The following is a 22,255-nucleotide window of genomic DNA, read 5'->3' on the forward strand; positions in this document are numbered from 1 at the left end:
TGATCCAGGAGGGTGTGGGCGCGGCCGCGGCCGATCGCGTACAGGGCCATGATTTCCGCGTCCGCGTAGCGGGAGCGGTAGGCGGGGTCGGTGGCGGGGTCTTCCCCGGCCAGGGGCGGGCGGCGGGTGGCGAAGACGGCCAGGGCGGTCGCTTCCCGGCCCCGGGCCCAGGCCGCGAGCCGGTTTGCCGAGTGCACGTAGTCCAGCAGGTCGTTTTCGCCCAGGGCGGCCGGGTCCAGGCCGGCCAGGGCGTCCGCCCCGGGGACCGGGGACCACACCACCCCGGCCGGATTGTTTGGCCGGGGTGCGGTGGGCAGGTCCGGGACCGCGGCCCGGAGCATCCGGACCCGGGCCGCCACCCCGGGCCCGGGCCGGGAGAGGGCCGGATCCGCCTGGCCCGGATCCGCCCACGGCGCGGGGACCACCGGCACCGGAAACAGCTTCCCGCCCGCAGCGGGGACGGACGGAAGAAGGACGGCGTCGGGGTAGTCCTCGGCGGTCTCGGGGTGGTTGGTGGTTTCGGGGTGCTCGGCGGTTGCGGGGTAGTCGTCGACGGGGGCGGTGGCGATGAGGCGGGCGATGTCGGCGTCGCTGAGCTCGGCGCCGGGGTCCTCCTCGGCGAAGGAGCCGGCGGCCAGGTGCCAGGCCAGTTCCGCGGCGCTGAAGCCGGCCCAGGGCTCGTGGGCGAGGGGGTCGGTGGCGATCAGGGCGGCCAACTGATCGTCGGTGAGCCATGGCTCATCGTCCTCCGGCCGGCGGCCGGGGTGACGATCCAGATGCGACGGTCCGGTGGGGGTGGAGTCCCCGCTGCTACCGGGCCGATCCGTCGTGCCCATGATCCCACCCTACCCACTTTGTTCTAATAGTGGAATAGCTTCATGTATTTATCTTCTACATTGGCATGAATTCTGCCCGCCGGGACCGACACGTCCGGCACACCCGCAGGAGCTGCCAGCTCAACAGCCTCCCGAGGTCGCGGCGAGGCCGATCACCACGGGCCGGCAACGGGCACACCCGCAGGAGCTGTCAGTTCGACGGGGCGGAGGGAGGGGAGCTGACGCGGCAGGGAATTGCTGTAACGCGCCCCACACCAGAAATTGTTGCCGTCCCCGCCCGATAAGCTGGGTTGGCCTACGCCCTGATTGGAGTCCGACCCATGCCACCGCGCCGTCCCCCGTCGCCCACGCCACCCATCGATGGAACGGATGGCGCCCTCGCCGCCCGGGCCACCGGTACGTCGCTGCTCCACACCGCGGTGCGCTACTACTCGCTGACCAAGCCGCGAGTTCTTTACGGAAACGTCCTGACGGCCGCCGCGGGATTCCTGTTTGCCAGCCCGGGCCGGATCAACATTGTGTTGTTCCTGGTCGTCTGCCTCGGCACGACCCTTGTGATCGCCTCCGCCTGCGCGCTGAACAATGTGTTGGACCGGGACATTGACACGGTCATGGCGCGCACCAAGAAGCGGGCCACCGTCACCGGGGGCGTGGGCGCCCGCCATGCCGTCATCTTTGCGGCCGCCCTTGGCGTGGCAGGCATGGCCATGCTGGTTGCCTGGACCAATTGGCTGGTTGTCGCGGTCGGGGTGGGCGGCTTCCTGGCCTATGTGGTGTTGTACGGGATGCTCTCAAAACGGATGTCCGTCCATGGCACGCTGGTGGGCAGCCTTTCCGGGGCCGCCCCTATTCTGGGCGGATATGTGGGGGCTGCGGGGGTGCTCGACGCCGGTGGGGCGGTGGCGTTCCTCATGCTCTTCTTGTGGCAGTTGCCCGCCTTTTACTCCATTGCCATCTACCGGCGGGACGAATATGCCCGGGCGAATGTGCCGGTCATTTCGGTGGTGCGGGGCATCCCCCGAACCAAGATCCAGATCCTGGTCTACACGGTGGCCTTTGTGCTTGTGTCCCTGCTGCCGCAGCTGCTTGGCTACGTCGGGGCCAGCTACACGGCCGTCATGGGGCTGTTGGGGGCCGGCTGGATCGTGCTGGCCGTGCGCGGCGTGACGGCAGCGGACAGCTACGGCTGGGCCCGGATGATGTTCCGCTACTCGCTCATGGTGATGACGGCCGTCTCGGTCATGCTTGCCGTCGGTCCCCGCCTGCCATAACAGGGGCAAGGACTCGGCAGGGACGTTGGACAGGCAGCCCACGCCCGCGTGGACTAGTCCGGGCCCGCTGTTGGGGCGCCGTCCGAAATACAGTTGCCGGACCGCGCCATGGCCGCCTGGAGGGCACTCGCACGGGGCGGGTTGGGCAGGGCCGCGCGTAAATCGGGTCCCGCGCTGAAGGCCTCGATCATATAGGCCACAAATCGCGCCGAGAGTTCCGGTACGGTATTGCCGGTGGCCTCGACGATGCCGGCGTGCGCCATCAGCAGCATGGGCAGATCGCGGTCGGAGAAGTCAGCACGCAGCCTCCCGGTTTTTTTGGCCAGCGCCACCAACCGGTTAAACCCGCGAAAGGCACGTACCCGCTGGGCTTCCAGGGCGGCGGCGTTCTCGCTGGGGAAACGCGTTGACAACACGTTCATGAAGCCGTGGTCTGCCGACTGCATGGCGCACACCGTATGCACGTACCAGCAAAAGCCCGTCCAGGGGTCCGCCATGGCCAGAGCGTCATCTGCCACGCCCGCATAATCGCCCATCTTGCCGGCAAACACCGCGTCAATGAGCCGGTCCCGATCGGGGAACCGGCGGTACAGCGTGGCGATCCCTACGCCGGCGCGCCTGGCCACATCCGTCAACGGCGCCTCAATGCCCTGTTCGGCAAAGACCGCGGCCGCGGCCGCCACGATGCTCGCACGGTTCCGCGCCGCATCCGAACGCAGGGAGGGTGCCGACCCGCGGTCTGCAGGGCCGCCCGGCACGTGAGCTTCCGTCTCCACCATGGTCCGATTCTAGGCCTGCCAAAGCCGTGCGCGGCCCGGGATTCGCGTCCACAGTCCGGCATGGTGGAATACATTCCCCGCTTGCGCGGTTACCACCCCGTTAGGAAACGGACACGTGTCTCCGTTTCACCACTTCCCGTGATCGAGAGCCCCATGAACGTTTTCCTTTGGATTGTCCAAATACTGCTGGCCTGCATGTTCCTCCTGGCCGGCGTCATGAAGTCCACGCGACCCATTGCCACGCTGGCACAGAAGATGTCGTGGGTGAATCACTATCCCGCCGGCGTGGTCCGCCTGGTGGGAGCCGTTGAACTGTTGGCCGCGATTGGACTGGTCCTTCCGCTCGCCACGGGAATCGCCCCCATACTTACGCCACTGGCCGCCGTCGGACTGGCCGCCGTCATGGTCCTGGCCGCCGTCTACCACCTGCGGCACAAGGAGTTCAGCGGTGTCGGCATCAATGCCGTCCTGTTTCTGCTCGCGGCCGTCGTGGCCTGGGGCCGCCTGGCCGGCTAGGTCGTGTGGAGCTCGCGCCGGCGCATGAGGCGCACCGCAACGGCCGCGGCGGCGACGGCGATCACCAGCATCCAGATCCCGCCGCTCCAGTCGGCGCCGGCCCCGAACGGGACGGGCGTGTGTTGGAAGGGTGAGAGCTTCTGGGCCCAGTCGGGCAGGCCCACCATGCTGCCAAAGATGCCGAGCACGACGCCGAGGCCCAGCACCGACCACCCGGCCGCGGTGGCGCCGCCCGGCAGCAGCACAAAGAGCAGCGCCACCACGCCAAGGTAGACCAGCCCGGCCGGCAGCTGGGCCGCCGCGGCGGCAAACGCGTCCCCGGCCGGGCCGGCCGGCTCCCCCGCGCCGACGGCGGACACCATGGCAAAGACGGCGGCGGACAGCAGCACGAGCACCACGGCGACGACGCCCAGGAACAGGTAGTCCGCCAGCCATCTGACCCGGCTGACCGGCGCTGCCAACAGCAGCTCCGCCGTGCCGCCGGACTCCTCCTGGCGCAGCCGGATCACCGCCTGGACGGCGCAGGCGGCGGCCATGACGCCCACGATGCTGAACATCACCGCGAGCAGCAGCTGGGTGGGCGTCTGCGTGGTCCCGGGCACCATTTTCGCCAGGGTGTTCAGGACCGCCTCATCGGAGCTGTTGATCTGCGCGACCAGGGAGGAGAGCGATCCGGCCAGGAGGCCGGTCGCCGCGCCGCCCACGCACCAGCCGAGAATGCTCGGCCATTGCAGCCGCCAGGCCAGGGCGGGCGTGCCGTTGAGCCAGCCGCGCGCCGCTGGTCGGCCCGCCCGGCCGGTCAGCAGGCTGGCGCCGGTGTCCCGGCGTGATTGCAGCACGAACACCGCCAGCACGCAGGCGGCGGCGAACACGGCGTTGAGCAACAGCGGCAGGTAGTCATTGGCCCCAAAGGCGGCCACCTGCTGCCCCCAGCCGATGGGCGAAATCCAACTCGGCCAGCCGGCCACGCGGTGCAGGGCGTCGGCGCCGGCGCTGGAGGAGGCATCGCCGATGCCGCGCAGAAAGTACCCGAGCACGACGGCGCCTGCCGCGACCCCGTTGGCCCCGCGCGAGGTCCGCATGAATTCCGCAGCCAGCAGGCCCACCCCGAAAAACGACAGCCCGGCCGCGCCCACGGCGACGCCGGCGCAGACAGATCCGCCGACGTCGAGCCGTCCGGCCAGGAAGCCGAGGGCAACGGCAACGGCCATGCCGAGGTTGGCCAGGACGCCGTGGACCACCGTGGCGGCCGTGGCCAGATTCCGCGCGGCGGGGGTGGCGGCCAGCAGCTCGGCCCGGCCCGACTCCTCCTCGGCGCGGGTGTGGCGGACGGCCAGGAACGTGCTCATCAGCCCGGCCAGCAGGGCCAGGAAAGTGTAGATCTCAAAGAAGGTGAAAGGCCCGAGCCCGGCCCCTTGGGGCAGGCCGCGGACCATGAGGATGGCCGGGGTGCTCACGGCCAGGGCCAGGATGTTGGCGCGTCCGGCGGCGTCACCGAACGACTGCGCGATCGCGGTGGCGGAGAAGAGCCCAAGCAGCCCGGTGCCGGCGATCCACAGGACCAGCTGCCAGCGGTCCCGCCGCAGCCGCTGGCGCACCAGGGTGCCCAGGGTGTTCATGGCGCGCCCGTCACGCCGTCGGCGGCGAGTTCGTCCCCGTAGTGGCGCAGGAACAGCTCCTCCAGCGACGGCGGATTGATCGTCAGGCCCTGGGCGTTGAGCGCGGCGACGGCCGGCAGCACGGCCGCGAGCTGGACGCTGTCCACGGTGAATCGGACGCGGCCGCCGGCCACCCTGAGATCGTGGCTGTACGGGATGCCCGCCAGCTGCTCCGCACCGAGGCCGTCGGCGGCGAACTCCACCTCGCTGCGGGTGAGGTGCCGCAGCGAATCCAGCGTTCCGCTATCCACGGTCTTCCCCTCGCGGATGATGCTGACCCGGTGGCACAGCGCTTCCACCTCGGAGAGGATGTGGCTGGAGAGGAGCACGGTGGCCCCGTCCGCTGCCACCCGGGCGATCTCCCGGTTGAAGACGGCTTCCATGAGCGGATCCAGCCCGCTGGTGGGCTCGTCCAGGACGTAGAGGTCCGCCGGCGTGACAAACGCGGCGATCAACGCCACTTTTTGCCGGTTTCCCTTGGAATACGTGCGGCCCTTCTTGGCCGGGTCGAATTCAAAGACGTCCGCCAGCCGCGCCTTCCGGGCCGCATAGGCGGCCTTGTCCCGGGTCCCCCCGCGCAGCCGGCTGATGAGGTCGATCGCCTCGCCGCCGCTCAAATTGGGCCACAGGCTCACGTCGCCGGGCACGTACGCGATGCGCCGGTGGAGTTCGACGGCGTCGTTCCAGGGATGGCGGCCAAAGACGGTCGCCGTTCCGCCGTCGGCCCGGGCCAGTCCAAGCAACACCCGCAAGGTGGTGGACTTCCCGGCGCCGTTTGGCCCCAGGAAGCCGTGGATCTCCCCCGCCTCCACGGCAAGGTCCAGGCCGTCCAGGGCGCGCACCTTGCCGTATCTCTTGACCAGTCCCTGCGTTTCAATCACGGTGCCCATGGACGCGACGCTACCCCTGTGGGCCCGCGATGTTAAGAGCGTCCCGACACCTGCACAGCCGCCCGAGGTAACCGGCCCGCCTGAGGGAACCCTTGAGCGAGGGCCTGACCGAAGGCTTGACCAAAGCGCGCGAAGGGCCTGCAATGGAGGGTAAGGGAACCGGTGCCTGTGTGACGCCGGAGGAATTCCCAAGCGTCCGGAACGGGCGGTCCCGGACCGTGATCGGGAGGTGCCGTGATGGTCATTGCAACCCTTGCCGGGCTGGTACTGCTGGCGGGTCTGGCGGCACTGGTGGTGTTGGCAACGGCCGCCACGGTGTGGCTCGTGAAGACCCGTCCGGCGCTGGAGCAGGATCCCGACACCAGGTTTTGGTACGGCTTTGCGGGCCTGTGCGTCCTGGTCCCGGCCGTGCTGCTCACGGCGGTCGCGAACCGCTGGGCCGGCGCCGCCCTCACGCTGGCCGCTGCGGGCACATGGTTTTGGGCCAACCGGCTTGTCTCACGCCGCATGGCCGTGCGCGCGGCAGACGCGGCCCGGTCCCGGCAGGCCGCCGAGCACGCGGCCCTGGCCGCACGGCACGACGTCGTGCTCACACGCTGGAGCCGCTATTCGCTGGACCCTGCGGCCGCCATCGACTTTCCGGCCATGAACGACGTCCGGATCCCGGAGACATCCGCGCTGGTCAAGGCCGTCGCCCTGGCCGAGGAGCTGCGCCGCGCCCCCACCCCAACCGACGCCGCAGCCGTCGCCACCGCAAACGGCAGCCCCGCCGCAACCGACACCCCCGCCGGCCCGGACTACCGGGAGGCCATCGCCAGCCTGGAGGCGGCGTTCCGGCGCGCCGAGCAGGCCGCCGCGGCGGCGGCCCCCTGACGCCCGGGGAGATGAATTGCGCCCGGACGCTGTTGCTTGGTTTCCGCAGGCGCGTACCATCACCCTGAGGGCGTGATTCCGCCGGGCGGCGGAGAGCACCCTCCGGCACCACAACGGCGGCACCCACGGCGCGGCCGACCATTCGGTAGTGAGTGGTATTGATTGATATCGATTTATATTGACGGAAATTGATGGAATGGGGATCGCAATGCCCAAGGAAGACCAGCCCGCGAACGACCGGCCCCGCGGCAAGCATGCGGCCACACCCACCGGTCCTGAATTGGTGCCGCTGCCCGGCAGCAGCCGCGGCCCGGCGCCACAGGCCATCCACCTGGCAGCCGGTGCCCCGGGTGCGGACGCCTACCTCGACGACCAGCAGATCGAGGTGACGGTGGTCCTGCGCCGCGCCAAGCCCGTACCCGAGGGCGCCCTGGCGGCCCGGATGACCAAGGCCGAACTGGCCGAATACGGGGCGTCCCCGAACGACGTCGAACTCGTCACCAAGACCCTGACCGGACTCGGCGCAACGGTCAGCGACACCGATGCGGCCTCCCGCCGGCTCCGCGTGGCCGGAACAGTCGAACTGCTGTGCACCATTTTCGGCACCCGGCTGCAAATGGTCACCAGCGTGGCCCCCAACCAGGAGCCGGTCACCCATCGCCACCGCACCGGCAGCCTCAGCGTGCCCGCGGAACTGGACGGGGTGATCACCGCCGTTCTGGGCCTCGATGACAGGCCGGCGTCCCGGCCCCAGTTTCACGTAGCCCCCGCACTGGCCACAAGCTCCAGCTACACGCCCTTGGAATTGGGGCTCGTCTACGACTTCCCCGCCGGCACGGACGGGTCGGGGCAGACCATCGCCATCCTCGAGCTGGGCGGGGGCTTCGGCCAGGCCGACCTCGACGCCTATTTTGCCGGCCTGGGCATGACCGGCCCCACGGTTACCGCGGTGGGAGTCGACGGAGGCGTCAATGTCCCCGGCCAGGACCCGCAGGGCGCAGACGGCGAGGTGCTGCTGGACATCGAGGTGGCCGGGGCCTTGGCGCCCGGGGCCGCCATCAAGGTCTACTTCGCACCCAACACCGATGCCGGTTTCCTGGACGCACTCAGCCAGGCCGCCCACGACGCGCCCACCCCCGCCGCCATCAGCATCAGCTGGGGCCTGAACGAGGACGAGTGGACGGAGCAGGCGCGGGCGGCCTTTGACGCGGCGCTCGAGGATGCTGCCCTGCTGGGTGCCACGGCGACCGCCGCCGCCGGCGACAACGGCAGCGCCGACGGCTCCGCAGACGGGCGGAACCACGCCGACTTCCCGGCCTCGAGCCCGCACGCGCTGGCCTGCGGCGGGACCCGGCTGAGCGCCGATCCGGCCACCGGCAAGGTGTCCGCCGAGACCGTCTGGAACAACTCCGCCAGCTCGGCCACGGGCGGCGGGGTCAGCGACGCGTTCCCGCTGCCGCCGTGGCAGGCGCATGTCAAGGTCAAGTCCGGCTCCGGGCACCCGGCGGCCCCGGCCGGTCGGGCGGTGCCGGACGTGGCCGCCGTCGCCGATCCGCAAACCGGCTATCAGGTCCGCGTCGACGGGGTGGACATGGTCATCGGCGGCACCAGCGCGGTTGCCCCCCTGTGGGCGGCGCTGATCGCCCGTTTTGCCCAGTCCGCCGGCCACGGCTTCGGCCAGTTGCAGCCGGCCCTGTACAAGAACGTCAAGACCGGTCACCGCACCCCCGGCTTTCGGGACGTCACCAAGGGCAGCAACGGCGGCTACCACGCGACGGTCGGCTTTGACGCCTGCACTGGGCTGGGGGTACCGGACGGCACCGCACTGCTGGCCCTGCTGACCCGCTAGTTGCCGCCGGGCAGGCCGGCCGGTGGTTTCGGCATCGGCGGCATCGGGATCACCGGCGGTGCGGGGGCCCGGGGTGCCCCGCTCGCCGGGGGCCGCACGGGTGCCTTGGTCGCCGGAGCCTCCACGGCGGGCGGGGCGGCCGGCGCCTGGCTCGCCGGGGCCGGCGGCGGTTGGACGTCGCCGGCCTTGGGATCATTGACCCCGGCCACCAGCGGCGGGGTGGAGGCCAGCATGGCTGCGGGCGGCTGCGCCAGCGGGGCCGGCGCGTACGCGCGTTTTGCGGCGGCGGCGTTCATGACGGCCGCCCATTGCGTGCCGGCCAGGTTGGCGCCGTCGACCACGGGCCAGTAGCGTCCGTTGATGGTAATGTCCTGGTTCCACCACTTCTGGTCGTTGCCCTGGTAGCTGCCGAACCACGACGCCGTCGCAATGCCGGAGGTTGCCCCGATGGTCCAGGTGTCGACGTTGTGGTCCGTGGTCCCGGTCTTGGCGAAGGCGCTGCTCTTGTCAGTGAGCGGGATCAGGTAGCCGGAGCCCTTCGTGAGCATTTGCTGCAGGGCATACTTCACCCCGTTGGCCACGTCCTTGGACATGGTCCGCTGGCAGTTGGCGCCCGGCACGGGGTATTTCTTGCCGGTGCTGTCCGTCACGGAGACCAGTGCCACGGGGTCACAGCGCACCCCGCCGCTGGCGAACGTGGCCATCATGGTGGCCATGTTGATCGGCGCCACGCTTTGGGTGCCGATCAGGTTGGCGATTTCCGATACGTTGTACGGCTTGTTCGTGGCGCCGTCGCTGATGCCGGCCGCCGTCGCCATCTTCTGGATGTTGCAGAAATCCAGCTGCGTCGCGGTCTGGAAGGTGATGGTGTTGATCGAGTTGTACAGGCCTTCCATGGCCGTCTGCGGGTAGTAGTGGTCGGGATCGTCATTGGGCAGCAGGACGGTGCCGGCCGCCGGGTCATACACTCCCGTGGTGCTCCCGCAGGAGTTCTTCCAGGGATAGCCGACGGGGTACCGGCGCACGGCCCCGTCGATCATCGTCATCATCGAATGGCCGGAATGCAACCATTCGGCGAAGACGATCGGCTTGAAGGTGGAGCCGATCGGGAAGCCGCCTGCCCCGTGCAGCGGCGCCCCCGCCTTGTCCTTGGCCGGCAAAGCAAAGTTTCCCATGTAGTTGCCCGGCTTGGTGGCGGGGTTGTAGACGGTATTTTGCGCCATGGTCAGCACCTTCCCGGTGGCGGGTTGGACGCTGACGACGGCGGCCCCGCGCTGGAGCGGATCGGTCGCGGACATGGTGGCATGGACCTGTTGTTGCGCCACCTTTTGCAGGGCCGGATCCAGCGTGGTCTTGATGGTCAGCCCGCCCTGGTACAGGAACTTCGTGCGGTCCTCGACCGTGGCGCCGTAGGCGGGGTCGTTGAGGACCAGTTGCTGGACGTAGTCGCAAAAGTACGGGGCCGTGGGGGCCGCGACGCAGCCCTGGGCGGAACGGACCACATGCAACACCAGTTTCGCGGCCACGGCGTCGGTGTATTCCTTTTGCGTGATGGTGTGCTGTTTGAGCATGTTGGCCAGCACGGCATTGCGCCGGGTCACCACATGTCCGGGCTGGGTGAGCGGGTCGTAGTACGTGGGGCTGTTCACCACGCCCGCCAGCGCGGCGGCCTGCGGCAACGTGAGGTCCTTGGCCGTGGTATTGAAATAGAGCTTGGCGGCGGCCTGGATGCCGTAGGCGCCGTTGCCGAAGTAGATCAAGTTCAGGTATCCCTGCAGGATCGCGTCCTTGGATTCCGTCTTCTCCAGCGCGATGGCCATGCGAATTTCACGCAGCTTGTCCGCCAGCGTCTTCTGGGCCCCCAGCTTCGCCTGCTCCGTCTTGCCCTCGGAGACGAGCTTTTCGATCAGGACGTTGTTCACGTACTGCTGGGTGATGGTTGAGGCGCCCTCGCGCCCGCCGGCCACGGTGGCGGCCAGTGCGCGCAAAATGCTGGTGGGATCAATCCCGCCATGCTCGTAAAACCGGGCATCCTCAATGGCGACGATGCCGTTCTTGATGAACGGGGACATCTGCGCCAAGGTGACCGGCTCCCGGTCCTGTGAATAGAAGGAGGCGATCACGGACCCGTCATTGGCCAGGACGGTGGTGGACTGCGCCGGGGGCTGCGGGTCCAGGGTGTCCGGCGAGGCGCCCAACACATTGCCGGTGCCGGTCACGGCGATGGTGGCCACGGCCACGGCGGGCGTGAACAGGGCGGCGACGAGGACGCCGCACAGGGCGCAGACCACGAGCATCCGCAGGATGGCCGCTACCGGCCATCCGAGCGTTCGTTCCCTTGATCCCGCGCCTTGTCTCGTGCCCACTGTCCGCCATTTCCGTCGCGCGCCGTATGAGTGCGCGCCCTCTTACGTGCACGCCGTACCCTGGTGCCATTCCCGCGTCCCGCCGGGTGACCGGCGCGCGGCCGCAGACACCGGCGGCTCTTAAGAATGCCTCGCTTTGTTTGGAGTTTGCTGGGTATTCGCCACGAAGCGCGGGTTAATGCGCGCGAATATGCCGCCTGGAACGCGCAAAATTCCCCGCCAATGCGGGCATCGCGGGGGGTCGGGACGTAGGCTCGGGGCATGGCAAAGTTTTTTGACGTCCACCCCGACGATCCGCAGCCCCGCATGGTCAGCCAGATCGTCCAGCTCATCCAGTCCGGGGGGCTCATCGCCTACCCCACGGATTCCTGCTACGCCCTGGGCGCCCAGTTGGGCAATCGGGACGCGCTGGAGAGGATTCGGCGCATCCGCCACCTGGACGGCAAGCACCACTTCACGCTGGTGTGCAAGGACTTTGCCCAGCTGGGCCAGTTCGTGATGGTGGACAATGATATCTTCCGCAGCATCAAGGCCGTCACGCCCGGGCCCTACACTTTCATCCTGCCGGCAACCCATGAGGTGCCGCGGCGGCTGGCACATCCGAAGAAGAAAACGGTGGGCGTGCGGATCCCCAAGAGCCACCTGATCCAGGCCATCCTGACCGAGCTGGGCGAGCCCCTGCTCTCCAGCACCCTGCTGCTGCCGGATGAGGAGGTGCCCCTGACGCAGGGCTGGGAGATCAAGGAACGCCTGGACCACGTGATCGACGCCGTCATCGACTCCGGGGACGTGGGCGCGGAGCCCACCACCGTGGTGGACTTTTCCAGCGGCTACGCCGAAGTGGTCCGCCGCGGCATGGGCGACCCGGCCAGGTTCGAATAGGCCGCTTCGAATAAGCAAGGTTCGAATAGGCCGGCTTCGAAACTTTTGCGCCCGGACCTCTGGCGGCGCCCGACCCGTGGTGATTGACTTGACCCTATTCACACACGTGTGGAGGGGTCGACGATGATGCCCGGTCATCCCAGCGAACAAGTGAATCCGCGGTTGCTGCATCAGGTGGTGCTTGGCCTCATGGCCTGCGCCGCGCTGGTTCTGACCTTTCTGGTCGCTGCCGCCCCGGCGCAGGCCGCCTCCCGCTCCGGCCACGACATCTCTTGGCCGCAATGCTCCACGGCGGAGGGCGGATACGGGCTCCCGCTGCCCCCGGCCTCCTCGCAGTTCGTCATCATCGGGCTGACCAAGGGGCTGGCCTTTACCGAAAATCCGTGCCTGGCCGCGCAGGTCAGTTGGGCCCAGACCAATTCAAAGCCGGCCCAGGCCTACACGATGGCCGGCTTCCCCACCTCGGCCCAGTTGGCGAGCTATCGGACCCGGGGCCCGTGGGCGGCAACCACGCGGGCCGGCCAGCTCTCCAATGTGGGCTACGCGGAAGCGGCGGCCGCGGTGGCCTCCCTGGCAGCGGTGGGCTTCCGGCCCCCGGTGGTGTGGATCGACGTCGAGCCCCGGCCGGCCCAGCCGTGGCCCACCGCCACGGCGACCCAACAACGCGAGAACCGCTTCGTGATCGAGGGCCTCATGCGCGGCCTGCGCGACGCCGGATTTGCCTACGGACTGTATTCCTTCACCTCCGGCTGGCAAAGCATTACCGGCTCCTGGCTGCTGCCCGGCGTCCCGGTCTGGGCGACGGCCGGGCGGCTGGACTACCCGAACGAGGCCCTGGACCGGTGCACCCAGCCCAGCTTCTCCGGCGGCCACGTGTACATCTCGCAGTGGTACGACGACACCCGCGACTACGACATCACCTGCGATCCCTATGTCTTCACGGCACTGGCCATGCCGGGGTCCACCCTCTCCGGATCGACCGGGGACTTCAACGGGGACTGGAACAACGACGTCCTCTCCCGCACCGGCGCGACGGGCGAGCTGCGCCTGTACGCCGGCAACGGCCGGGCCGGGTTCGCCGCCGGCGTGAGGATCGGCAGCGGCTGGGCGGCCTTCAACGCCGTTGACACGGTCGGGGACTTCAGCGGGGATGGCCGGGCGGACGTACTGGCCCGCGAAACCAGCACCGGGTTCTTGTGGCTCTACCCGGGCAACGGCCGCGGCGGCTGGCTGCCCCGGGTCCGGGTGGGAAGCGGCTGGAACATCTTCAACGCCGTCTTCGGTCCCGGGGACTTCAACGGCGACCAAAAGGTTGACGTGCTGGCCCGCGAAACCACCACCGGGGTCCTGTGGCTCTACCCGGGCAACGGCCGCGGCGGCTGGCTGCCGCGCATCCGGGCCGGAAGCGGCTGGAACAATTTCAATACCGTCCTAGGTCCCGGCGATGTCAACGGTGACGGCACCGCCGACGTGCTGGCCCGCGAAACCAGCACCGGCGCGCTGTGGCTCTACCCCGGCAACGGCGCCGGCGGCTGGCTGCCCCGCGTCAAGGTGGGCACCGGCTGGAACGGCATGACCTACGTGCTCAGCCCCGGCGACCTCAACGGCGACCGCACGCCCGACGTCCTGGCCAGGGACGGCAGCGGGACCCTGTGGTTCTACGGCCGGAACGGGAACTCGAGCTGGTTCCCGCGCGTCGCCGTGGGCCAGGGCTGGAACTCCATGAACGCGATCTTCTAGCGCCGCCCGTGCGGGCCGGGCACCCTCCCGGCGGCTCGGGCGCAAACGCCCCGGGAGTAGGGTGGAAAACATGGACTCGATCACCATTTTCACGGTTGGCCATTCCACGCACCCGCTGGAGGAATTCATCGCGCTGCTGGTGGCGCACGGGGTCACGGACCTGGTCGATGTCCGCACCGTGCCCAAGTCCGCGCATAATCCGCAGTTCTGGTCCGAGCCCCTGGCGGCGGGGTTGGGGCGGGCCGGGCTGGGCTACCGGCACGAGCCCGCCCTGGGCGGCTTGCGCCACGCCGCCAAGGACAGTCCCAACGGGGCGTGGCGCAACGCGTCCTTCCGGGGATATGCCGATTACATGCAGACACCCGAGTTCGCCGGGGCCGTGGAACACCTGGTGCTTGGCGGCCGCGAGAGGACCACCGCGATCATGTGTGCCGAGGCCGTCCCGTGGCGGTGCCACCGTTCCCTGGTCGGGGACGCCCTGCTGGTGCGCGGGGTCACGGTGCTGGACATCATGACCGAAAAGTCCGCCAAGCCACACACCCTCACCTCCTTTGCCCGCGTGTCCGGTACGACGGTCACCTACCCGCCCGAAACGCCGGAATCGGCCACGGCGTGAGTGCCCCGGGCGGCCTCACCTCTCCCCCCGCAGTGCCCGCGGCGGGACGCAGGCGCCGCGCCTTCCTGGCCCTGGTGACCGCCGCGGCGTTCGTGACCTTTGCCCAGGCGTTCATGGTGGCGCCCATCCTGCCCCAGCTGGCTGGGACCTTTGGCACCGGCGTGGAAACGGTCGGGCTCGCCGTTCCGGCCTACCTGATCCCGTACGGGCTCATGACGCTCTTTTGGGGGCCGCTGTCGGACCGGATTGGGCGCCGGCCCGTCATCCTGGGCTCGCTGGTGGTCTTTGCCGCCCTGACCGCCGTCACCGCCCTGGCCCCGTCGGCGGCTGCGTTCATCTGGCTGCGGGTGGCCACCGGGATCGCGGCCAGCGGGGTGGTCCCGATCTCTCTGGCCCTGATCGGGGACGAGTTTGCCTTTGCCGAGCGCGGCCGGGCCCTGGGCTGGCTGTTCGGCGGCATGGCCGGCGGCATCGCCGTGGGTTCCACGGCGGGCGCCCTCGCCGAGCCGGCCGTTGGCTGGGGCGGCTTGTTCGTGCTGTCCGGCGCCGGCATCCTCGCCATGGCCGCCCTGGCCGTTGCCCTGCTCCCGGCGGCCCGCCCCGCCGCCGACGTGTCCCCATGGGCGGCCGTCGCGGCCGCGTACTGGCGGCTGCTGGCCACCCGGCGCGGCGCGCGAACCTACGGCTATGTGCTCCTGAACGCCATCCTGCACTCGGGCATCTACACGTGGCTGGGCGTCTACCTCGTCCATCGCTTTCGCCTTGGCCCGGTGGGGGTGGGGCTGGCACTGCTGGGCTACGGGGTGCCCGGGTTCCTGTGCGGCCCGGTGATCGGCCGCCTCGCGGACCGCTTTGGCCGGGCCGCCATCATCCCGGCCGGCGTCCTGCTCGCCGCCCTCTGCTCGCTTGTCCTGGCCACCGACGCTCCCCTGCCCGCGGTCGTCGCCGCCATCGCGGTCCTGTCCCTGGGCTACGACATGACCCAACCGCTTTTTGGCGGGATCGTGACCGACTTGCCCGGGCGCACCGGGGTGGCCGTGGGCCTGCTGGCGTTTTCGCTGTTCCTGGGTTTCGGCACCGGCAGCCTGGTCTTCCAGGCGGTGCTGGCGGCCGGTTTCCCGTTCGCGCTCACGGTCTTCGGCGGTGCGGCCATGCTGGCCGCCGCGGCGGCGGTGCCTCTGTTCCGCGGCGAACGCCCGCAGTGAACCGTGCCGAAGCGGGGCCGGCTTGTGTCCATTTGCGATGCCCGATAGAGTGTGAACCGTGTCACGAGCGTGTGGCACGTGCTGATTATCTGCGGCGGGAGAGTCCTGCCGGTACGTTGGTGGGCGCCGTAGGAGCAATTCCTCCCCGGGAATCTCTCAGGCACCTGTACCGCCGCGGTTAGGCAACTCTGGAAAGAAGCCACGGGCAGCCGTGGCTCACCGACGGTGCAAGCGAAACCCTGCCAAGCGGGGGGCGCGAAAACTCTCAGGTCCAATACAGAGCGGGGAGGAACCCAAACCAACGTGGTACACGTGCCACCGGCAAAATGGAGTTCCCTTCGTGCATACCCAGCATTCCCCCGCCGCCTTCGTTGACCGGCACATCGGCTCGCGACGCGAGACCGACATCAGCACCATGCTCGCCGCGATCGGCCAGGAAAGCGTTGACGCCATGGTGGAGCGCGCCGTTCCGGCCACCATCCGCCAGGAAAAACCGCTCGCGCTTGACGCCGCGCTGACCGAGGAACAGGTGCTGGCGGCGCTGCGCACCATTGCCGCCAAAAACACCATGGCGGTGCAGATGATCGGGCAGGGCTACTATGACACCGTCACGCCCGCCGTGATTCGCCGCAACGTCCTTGAGGCCCCTGCCTGGTACACGGCCTACACGCCGTACCAGCCGGAAATCTCCCAGGGCCGCCTCGAGGCGCTGCTGAACTTCCAGACCATGGTCCAGGACCTGACCGGGCTGCCGATCGCCAACGCGTCCCTGCTGGACGAGGCCACCGCGGTGGCCGAGGCCGTGCTGATGATGCGCCGGGCCAACAAAAACAAGGCCGCGACCGACGCCAAGACGGTCCTTGACGCCGATCTGTTCCCGCAGACCATCGCCATCGTCCGGGGCCGCGCCGAGGCGCTGGGCTTCGCGGTGGAGGTCGCCGACCTCAGCCTGGGCCTGCCCGACGGGCCGGTCAACGGCGTCGTGCTCCAGCAGCCGGGCGCCTCCGGACGCGTCTTTGACCACGCCGCCGTCATCGCGGCCGCCAAGGAACGCGGTGCGCTCGTCACGGTTGCCGCCGACCTGCTGGCCCTGACCCTGATCACCTCCCCCGGCGAGCAGGGCGCGGACATCGCCGTCGGCACCACCCAGCGCTTCGGCGTCCCGCTGTTCTTCGGCGGCCCGCACGCGGCGTACATGGCCGTGCGCAAGGGCATGGAACGGTCCATGCCCGGGCGCCTGGTCGGCGTGTCCACGGACGACGCCGGCACCCCCGCCTACCGCCTGGCCCTGCAAACCCGCGAGCAGCACATCCGCCGCGAGAAGGCCACCTCCAACATCTGCACCGCCCAGGCGCTGCTGGCCATCGTCTCCTCCTTCTACGCCGTCTACCACGGCCCGGACGGGCTGAAGGCGATCGCGCGCCGCACGCACGGCCACGCCGTCACCCTGGCCACGGCACTGCGCCAGGCCGGCGTCGAGGTCCTCCACGACTCCTTCTTTGACACGGCCACCGTCCGGGTCCCGGGCCGGGCCGCCGCCGTCGTGGCCGCCATCGCCGCCAAGGGCATCAACGTCCGCCACATTGATGCCGACCATGTTGGCATCTCCTGCGACGAGACCACGACGGCGGACGTCGTCGCCCGTGTGGCCGAGGCCCTGGGGGCCGCCCCGGCCGGCGACGGCGCGGACGGCATGGGCCACCCGGAGTTCGCGCTGGCGGCGTCCGTGCTGCGCACCAGCGACTTCCTCACCCACCCGGTGTTCAACACCCACCGCTCGGAAACGCAGCTGCTGCGCTACATCCGCAAGCTCTCCGACCGGGACCTGGCCCTGGATCGCACCATGATCCCGCTGGGCTCGTGCACCATGAAGCTCAACGCCACGGTGGAGATGGAGGCCATCTCCTGGCCCGAATTCGCCACCATCCACCCCTTCGCCCCGGCGAGCCAAACGGCCGGCTGGCGCGAACTGGTCAGCGGCCTGGAGGCCGACCTGGCCGAGATCACCGGCTACGATCAGGTCTCCATCCAGCCCAACGCCGGCTCGCAGGGCGAGCTCGCCGGCCTGCTGGCCATCCGCGGCTACCACGCATCACGCGGGGAGAGCCAACGCACCGTATGCCTGATCCCCGCCTCGGCGCACGGCACCAACGCCGCATCGGCCGTGCTGGCCGGGATGAAGGTGGTGGTGGTGGCCACGGCCGCCGACGGCACGATCGACGCCGCCGACCTCACCGCCAAGATCGACTCCCACAAGGACGTCCTGGCCGCGATCATGATCACCTACCCGTCCACRCACGGCGTCTTCGATGCCGACGTCCGCGACGTGTGCGACGCCGTGCACGCCGTAGGCGGGCAGGTCTACATCGACGGGGCCAACCTCAACGCCCTGGTCGGGCTGGCCCAGCCGGGCAAGTTCGGCGGCGACGTGTCCCACCTAAACCTGCACAAGACGTTCTGCATCCCGCACGGCGGCGGCGGACCCGGCGTCGGACCGGTGGCGGCCAAGGCCCACCTGGCCCCGTTCATGCCCGGCGACGCCGCCGCGTCCGCCGTCGAGCCCGGGACCCCGGCCACGGCAAGCGGTGCCCCGATCTCCGCCTCCCGCTTCGGCTCCGCCGGCGTGCTGCCCATCTCCTGGGCCTACGTGAAGCTGATGGGCGGTGCCGGGCTGACGGCCGCCACGAAGTCGGCCCTGCTGGCGGCGAACTACGTTGCCGCGAAGCTGAACGCGCACTTCCCCGTCCTCTACACGGGCGAATCCGGCCTCGTGGCGCACGAGTGCATCCTGGACTTGCGCGACCTGACGGCCCGCACGGGCGTCACCGCCGAGGACGTGGCCAAGCGGCTGATCGACTTCGGCTTCCACGCCCCCACGCTTTCCTTCCCGGTGGCCGGGACGCTGATGGTCGAGCCCACCGAGTCCGAGGACCTGGGCGAGATTGACCGCTTCATCGCCGCGATGATCGCCATCCGCGCCGAAATCGACCAGGTCGCCGCCGGTGACTTCGCCGTCGAGGACAGCCCGCTGCGGCACGCCCCGCACACCGCCGCAACCGTGGTCAGCAGCTCCTGGGACCGCGGCTACCCGCGCGAACAGGCCGCCTTCCCGGCCGGAGCCTCACGGCAGGACAAGTATTTCCCGCCCGTGGGCCGCATCGACGGCGCGGCCGGCGACCGCAACCTGGTCTGCTCCTGCCCGCCCATCGAGGAATTCGCCGACAGTTTCGCCGAGACTTCCTCCGGCAGCGCCTCCGAGCCGGCCGAGACAGCCGCCGCCCCCATTCCCGCCCTGGTGAAGTAGCAAGGACCCCCTGATGACTGAAACGCACACCGCCGAAAAGCACACCGCCCTTTACGAGGAACACCGCAAGCTCGACGCCTCCTTCACCGACTTTGGCGGCTGGCAGATGCCCCTGAAGTACAGCTCCGAACTGGCCGAACACCACGCCGTGCGCACGGCCGCGGGCCTGTTTGACCTCTCCCACATGGGCGAGGTGTGGGTCACCGGCCCCGCGGCGCCCGCCTTCTTGGACTATGCGCTGGCCGGGAAGATCTCGGCCATGTCCGTGGGCAAGGCCAAGTATTCGCTGATCTGCCGCGAGGACGGCGGCATCATCGACGACTTGATCGTGTACCGCCGCCCGGCGGCCGCGGACGGCACCGACCGGTTCCTGGTCGTGCCCAACGCCGGCAACGCCGCCACGGTGGCGGCCGCCCTGGCCGAACGCTCCGCCGGCTTCGAGGTGGTCGTCGCGGACGCCACGGCGGAGACGTCGCTGATCGCCGTGCAGGGACCCAAGGCCCAGGACATCCTGCTCCGGCTGGTGCCCGCCGCACGGCACGCCCTCGTGACGGAGCTGAAGTACTACGCCGCCGTCGAAGTGCCGTTTGAATTTGGCGCCGGCACGCAGGAGCTGCTGCTGGCCCGCACCGGGTACACGGGCGAGGACGGTTTTGAAATCTTTGTGGGCAACGACGACGCCGCCGCCCTGTGGCAGGCCATCCGTGCCGTGGCGGGCGACGGGGAACTGGTCCCGGCCGGCCTTGCCAGCCGGGACTCGCTGCGCCTTGAGGCCGGCATGCCGCTGTACGGCAACGAACTCTCCGTCAACGGCAACCCCTACTCGGCCGGGCTGGGCGGGGTCGTCTCACTGGCCAAGGACAGCGACTTCATCGGCAAGGCCGCCCTGCAGGCCACAAAGGACGCCGGCGCCGGCACCACCAGCGGCCGCAAGCTCGTGGGCCTGAAGGGCCTGGGCCGCCGGGCGGGCCGCAGCCACTACGCGGTCCTGAAGGACGGCGTCGTGGTCGGGGAGGTCACCTCCGGCCAGCCCAGCCCCACCCTGGGCCACGCCGTGGCCCTGGCCTATGTGGACGTGGAGCACGCTGGGCTCGGCACCGCCCTCGACGTTGACCTGCGCGGCAAGGCCGAACCCTTCGAGGTTGTCGCCCTGCCGTTCTACAAGCGCCAAAAGTAGCGCAGCCCTCTCCCCTGCACCACAAGTCTTCCCGAAGAGGAATTGAAAGGATCACTCCATGAGCAAAGTTGCTCCTGAACTGAAGTACTCCGCCGAACACGAATGGGTGGCCGGCGACGGCGCCGGCCCGGTCAGCGTGGGCATTTCCGCCGTGGCCGCCGACGCCCTCGGCGACATCGTCTATGTCGACCTGCCCGAGGTTGGCGCCACCGTCACCGCCGGGGAGCCGTGCGGGGAGGTGGAGTCCACCAAGTCCGTCTCCGACCTGTACGCGCCCGTCAGCGGCGAAATCACGGAACTGAACGCCGACGTCGTCGCGGACCCGGCCCTGATCAACAGCGACCCCTACGGGGCGGGCTGGCTGTTCAAGGTCTCCGTCAGCGCGGAGGGTCCGCTGCTCAGCGCGGCCGAGTACGCCGCGGCCAATGGCGGCGAGCTGTGAGCGCGGCAACGGCGGCCGGATTCGTGCAGGTCGAATCGGCGAGCCTGAATCAGTCCCTGGCCGCGTTGGACCCGGAGGTTGCGGCGCAGATCGACGCCGAGCTCACCCGCCAGCGCGACGGCCTGGAGATGATCGCCTCGGAGAACCACACCGCCACGGCCGTCATGGCCGCCCAGGGCTCGGTGCTGACCAACAAGTACGCCGAAGGCTACCCGGGCCGGCGTTACTACGGCGGCTGCGAGCACGTCGACGTGATCGAGCAGCTGGCCATTGACCGGGTCAAGGAACTCTTCGGCGCCGCGTACGCGAACGTCCAACCCCACTCCGGCGCCCAGGCCAACGCCTCCGTCATGCACGCCCTGATCAAGCCGGGCGACACCATCATGGGCCTGAACCTGGCACACGGTGGCCACCTGACCCACGGGATGAGGATCAACTTCTCCGGCCGGCTCTACAACGTGGTGCCCTACCAGGTCCGTGAGGACACCCACCGGGTGGACATGGCCGAGGTGGAGCGGCTGGCCCTGGAGCACAAGCCGGCGCTGATCGTGGCCGGCTGGTCCGCGTACGCCCGGCAGCTGGACTTTGCCGAGTTCCGGCGCATCGCCGACCTGGTGGGCGCCTACCTGATGGTGGACATGGCCCACTTTGCCGGCCTGGTCGCCGCCGGGCTGCACCCCTCGCCGGTGCCGCACGCGCATGTCACCACCTCCACCACGCACAAGACGCTGGCCGGCCCGCGCGGGGGCATCATCCTCTCCAACGATCCCGAGATCGCCAAGAAGATCAACTCCGCCGTCTTCCCCGGACAGCAGGGCGGCCCGCTGGAGCACGTCATTGCCGGCAAGGCCGTGGCGTTCAAGATTGCCGCGTCCGCGGAATTCAAGGAGCGCCAGCAGCGGGTGCTCGCCGGTGCGCGGATCCTGGCCGAACGGCTGGTCCAGGCCGATGTTGCGGCCAAGGGGATCTCCGTGGTCTCCGGCGGCACCGACGTCCACCTGGTGCTCGTGGACCTGCGCCACTGCGCCCTTGACGGGCAGCAGGCCGAGGACCGGCTGGCGGCCATCGACATCACCGTTAACCGCAACGCCGTGCCATTCGACCCCCGTCCACCGATGGTCACCTCCGGGCTGCGCATCGGCACCCCGGCCCTGGCCACCCGCGGCTTTGGCGAGGACGCCTTCGCCGAGGTCGCGGACATCATCGCCCTGGCCTTGACCGCCGACGCCGACGCCGACCTCACCGGCCTGCGTGAGCGGGTCGCCACCCTGGCGGCCGCGCATCCGCTCTACCCCGGCGTCGCGGCCCTGTCCTAGCGGTTCCGGCCGGGGTCCTGCCCGTCCGGGCGGGACCCCGGCACCCCCCTCAATTCGCCCCTGATACCTGCGCCAGCTTCCTCTGGCACATCGATCACCGCCGTTTCGGAAAGGTTTTTGCCATGTCTGTTGGTGTTTTTGATTTGTTTTCGGTGGGTATTGGTCCGTCGAGTTCACACACGGTCGGTCCGATGCGGGCCGCGGCGGCGTTCGCCCGGGAACTGGGCGCCGCCGGGGTGYTGSCKGCGGTGGCGGCGGTGCGGGTGGACTTGTACGGCTCCCTGGCCGCGACGGGGCGCGGGCACGGGACCATGACCGCGGTGCTGCTGGGGCTCGAGGGCCGGGAGCCGGACTTGATCCTGCCGGARSAGGTCGAGTCCCGGCTGGCCGCCTTCGCCGCCGGGGAACCGCTGCGCCTGGCCGGGCAGGTGCCCCTGGCGTACGGGGCCGAGGACATCCTCCTGCACCCGCGCACGATCCTGCCCCGCCACACCAACGCCGTGACGTTCACCGTCAGCGACGACGCCGGGGCGGT

17 protein-coding genes, 1 pseudogene and 1 riboswitch are annotated in these 22,255 nt (G+C 69.7%); of the genes and pseudogenes, 13 read left to right on the plus strand and 5 right to left on the minus strand.

What is annotated here, in order from left to right:
- Nucleotides 1-836, minus strand: a pseudogene (locus tag AB4Y80_RS15550) (hypothetical protein); the annotation flags it as partial.
- Between the two features lie 320 nt (nucleotides 837-1,156).
- Here AB4Y80_RS15550 and cyoE point away from each other — a divergent pair.
- Complete coding sequence (gene cyoE / locus AB4Y80_RS15555) at nucleotides 1,157-2,107, plus strand: heme o synthase (RefSeq protein WP_442215252.1); 951 nt, start codon at nucleotides 1,157-1,159, stop codon at nucleotides 2,105-2,107.
- Between the two features lie 53 nt (nucleotides 2,108-2,160).
- Here cyoE and AB4Y80_RS15560 read toward each other — a convergent pair whose 3' ends face one another.
- Complete coding sequence (locus AB4Y80_RS15560; RefSeq protein ID WP_442215253.1) at nucleotides 2,161-2,886, minus strand: TetR/AcrR family transcriptional regulator; 726 nt, start codon at nucleotides 2,884-2,886, stop codon at nucleotides 2,161-2,163.
- A 153-nt stretch (nucleotides 2,887-3,039) separates the two neighbouring features.
- Between AB4Y80_RS15560 and AB4Y80_RS15565 the strand changes: the two genes are divergently transcribed.
- Entirely contained in the window at nucleotides 3,040-3,402 is a 363-nt protein-coding gene (locus AB4Y80_RS15565) for a DoxX family protein (protein WP_442215254.1), read from the plus strand.
- Here AB4Y80_RS15565 and AB4Y80_RS15570 read toward each other — a convergent pair.
- Nucleotides 3,399-5,021 carry an ABC transporter permease gene (locus tag AB4Y80_RS15570; RefSeq protein ID WP_442215255.1) on the minus strand — a complete coding sequence of 541 codons (1,623 nt, stop codon included), beginning with the start codon at nucleotides 5,019-5,021 and terminating at the stop codon, nucleotides 3,399-3,401. The two genes, AB4Y80_RS15565 and AB4Y80_RS15570, sit on opposite strands and share 4 nt — an antisense overlap.
- Nucleotides 5,018-5,950 carry an ABC transporter ATP-binding protein gene (locus AB4Y80_RS15575; RefSeq protein ID WP_442215256.1) on the minus strand — a complete coding sequence of 311 codons (933 nt, stop codon included), beginning with the start codon at nucleotides 5,948-5,950 and terminating at the stop codon, nucleotides 5,018-5,020. The genes AB4Y80_RS15570 and AB4Y80_RS15575 overlap by 4 nt, the downstream gene beginning before the upstream one ends.
- Before the next feature lie 234 nt (nucleotides 5,951-6,184).
- Between AB4Y80_RS15575 and AB4Y80_RS15580 the strand changes: the two genes are divergently transcribed.
- Both AB4Y80_RS15580 and AB4Y80_RS15585 read left to right on the plus strand, forming a co-directional pair.
- A complete protein-coding gene (locus AB4Y80_RS15580) occupies nucleotides 6,185-6,823 on the plus strand; it encodes a hypothetical protein (RefSeq protein ID WP_442215257.1) in 639 nt (212 codons plus the stop codon).
- A gap of 208 nt (nucleotides 6,824-7,031) precedes the next feature.
- On the plus strand, nucleotides 7,032-8,672 hold the full coding sequence (locus tag AB4Y80_RS15585; RefSeq protein ID WP_442215258.1) for a S53 family peptidase: 1,641 nt from the start codon (nucleotides 7,032-7,034) through the stop codon (nucleotides 8,670-8,672).
- Here AB4Y80_RS15585 and AB4Y80_RS15590 read toward each other — a convergent pair.
- Nucleotides 8,669-11,038 carry a transglycosylase domain-containing protein gene (locus AB4Y80_RS15590; RefSeq protein WP_442215259.1) on the minus strand — a complete coding sequence of 790 codons (2,370 nt, stop codon included), beginning with the start codon at nucleotides 11,036-11,038 and terminating at the stop codon, nucleotides 8,669-8,671. The two genes, AB4Y80_RS15585 and AB4Y80_RS15590, sit on opposite strands and share 4 nt — an antisense overlap.
- A gap of 261 nt (nucleotides 11,039-11,299) precedes the next feature.
- On the opposite strand from AB4Y80_RS15590, the gene AB4Y80_RS15595 reads away from it, so the two are divergent.
- From AB4Y80_RS15595 to AB4Y80_RS15635, 9 genes are all read left to right on the plus strand, one after another.
- Complete coding sequence (locus AB4Y80_RS15595) at nucleotides 11,300-11,920, plus strand: L-threonylcarbamoyladenylate synthase (RefSeq protein WP_442215260.1); 621 nt, start codon at nucleotides 11,300-11,302, stop codon at nucleotides 11,918-11,920.
- Between the two features lie 123 nt (nucleotides 11,921-12,043).
- Complete coding sequence (locus tag AB4Y80_RS15600; RefSeq protein ID WP_442215261.1) at nucleotides 12,044-13,660, plus strand: FG-GAP-like repeat-containing protein; 1,617 nt, start codon at nucleotides 12,044-12,046, stop codon at nucleotides 13,658-13,660.
- Nucleotides 13,661-13,730: 70 nt separating this feature from the next.
- A complete protein-coding gene (locus AB4Y80_RS15605; RefSeq protein ID WP_442215262.1) occupies nucleotides 13,731-14,276 on the plus strand; it encodes a DUF488 domain-containing protein in 546 nt (181 codons plus the stop codon).
- Entirely contained in the window at nucleotides 14,273-15,481 is a 1,209-nt protein-coding gene (locus tag AB4Y80_RS15610; protein WP_442215263.1) for an MFS transporter, read from the plus strand. Before AB4Y80_RS15605 ends, AB4Y80_RS15610 begins: the two co-directional genes overlap by 4 nt.
- Before the next feature lie 85 nt (nucleotides 15,482-15,566).
- Nucleotides 15,567-15,663: riboswitch (glycine riboswitch) on the plus strand.
- A 233-nt stretch (nucleotides 15,664-15,896) separates the two neighbouring features.
- Nucleotides 15,897-18,785, plus strand: coding sequence for an aminomethyl-transferring glycine dehydrogenase (gene gcvP, locus AB4Y80_RS15615; protein WP_442215268.1), 2,889 nt, complete (start codon nucleotides 15,897-15,899; stop codon nucleotides 18,783-18,785).
- A 13-nt stretch (nucleotides 18,786-18,798) separates the two neighbouring features.
- A complete protein-coding gene (gene gcvT / locus AB4Y80_RS15620; RefSeq protein ID WP_442215264.1) occupies nucleotides 18,799-19,962 on the plus strand; it encodes a glycine cleavage system aminomethyltransferase GcvT in 1,164 nt (387 codons plus the stop codon).
- Between the two features lie 58 nt (nucleotides 19,963-20,020).
- Nucleotides 20,021-20,404, plus strand: coding sequence for a glycine cleavage system protein GcvH (gene gcvH / locus AB4Y80_RS15625; protein ID WP_442215265.1), 384 nt, complete (start codon nucleotides 20,021-20,023; stop codon nucleotides 20,402-20,404).
- Complete coding sequence (gene glyA, locus AB4Y80_RS15630; protein WP_442215266.1) at nucleotides 20,401-21,720, plus strand: serine hydroxymethyltransferase; 1,320 nt, start codon at nucleotides 20,401-20,403, stop codon at nucleotides 21,718-21,720. The genes gcvH and glyA overlap by 4 nt, the downstream gene beginning before the upstream one ends.
- A gap of 122 nt (nucleotides 21,721-21,842) precedes the next feature.
- On the plus strand, nucleotides 21,843-22,255 hold a 413-nt coding region (locus AB4Y80_RS15635), incomplete at its 3' end, for a serine dehydratase beta chain (RefSeq protein ID WP_442215267.1).

It is taken from the genome of Specibacter sp. RAF43, assembly GCF_052114065.1.
GTDB lineage: Bacteria > Actinomycetota > Actinomycetes > Actinomycetales > Micrococcaceae > Specibacter.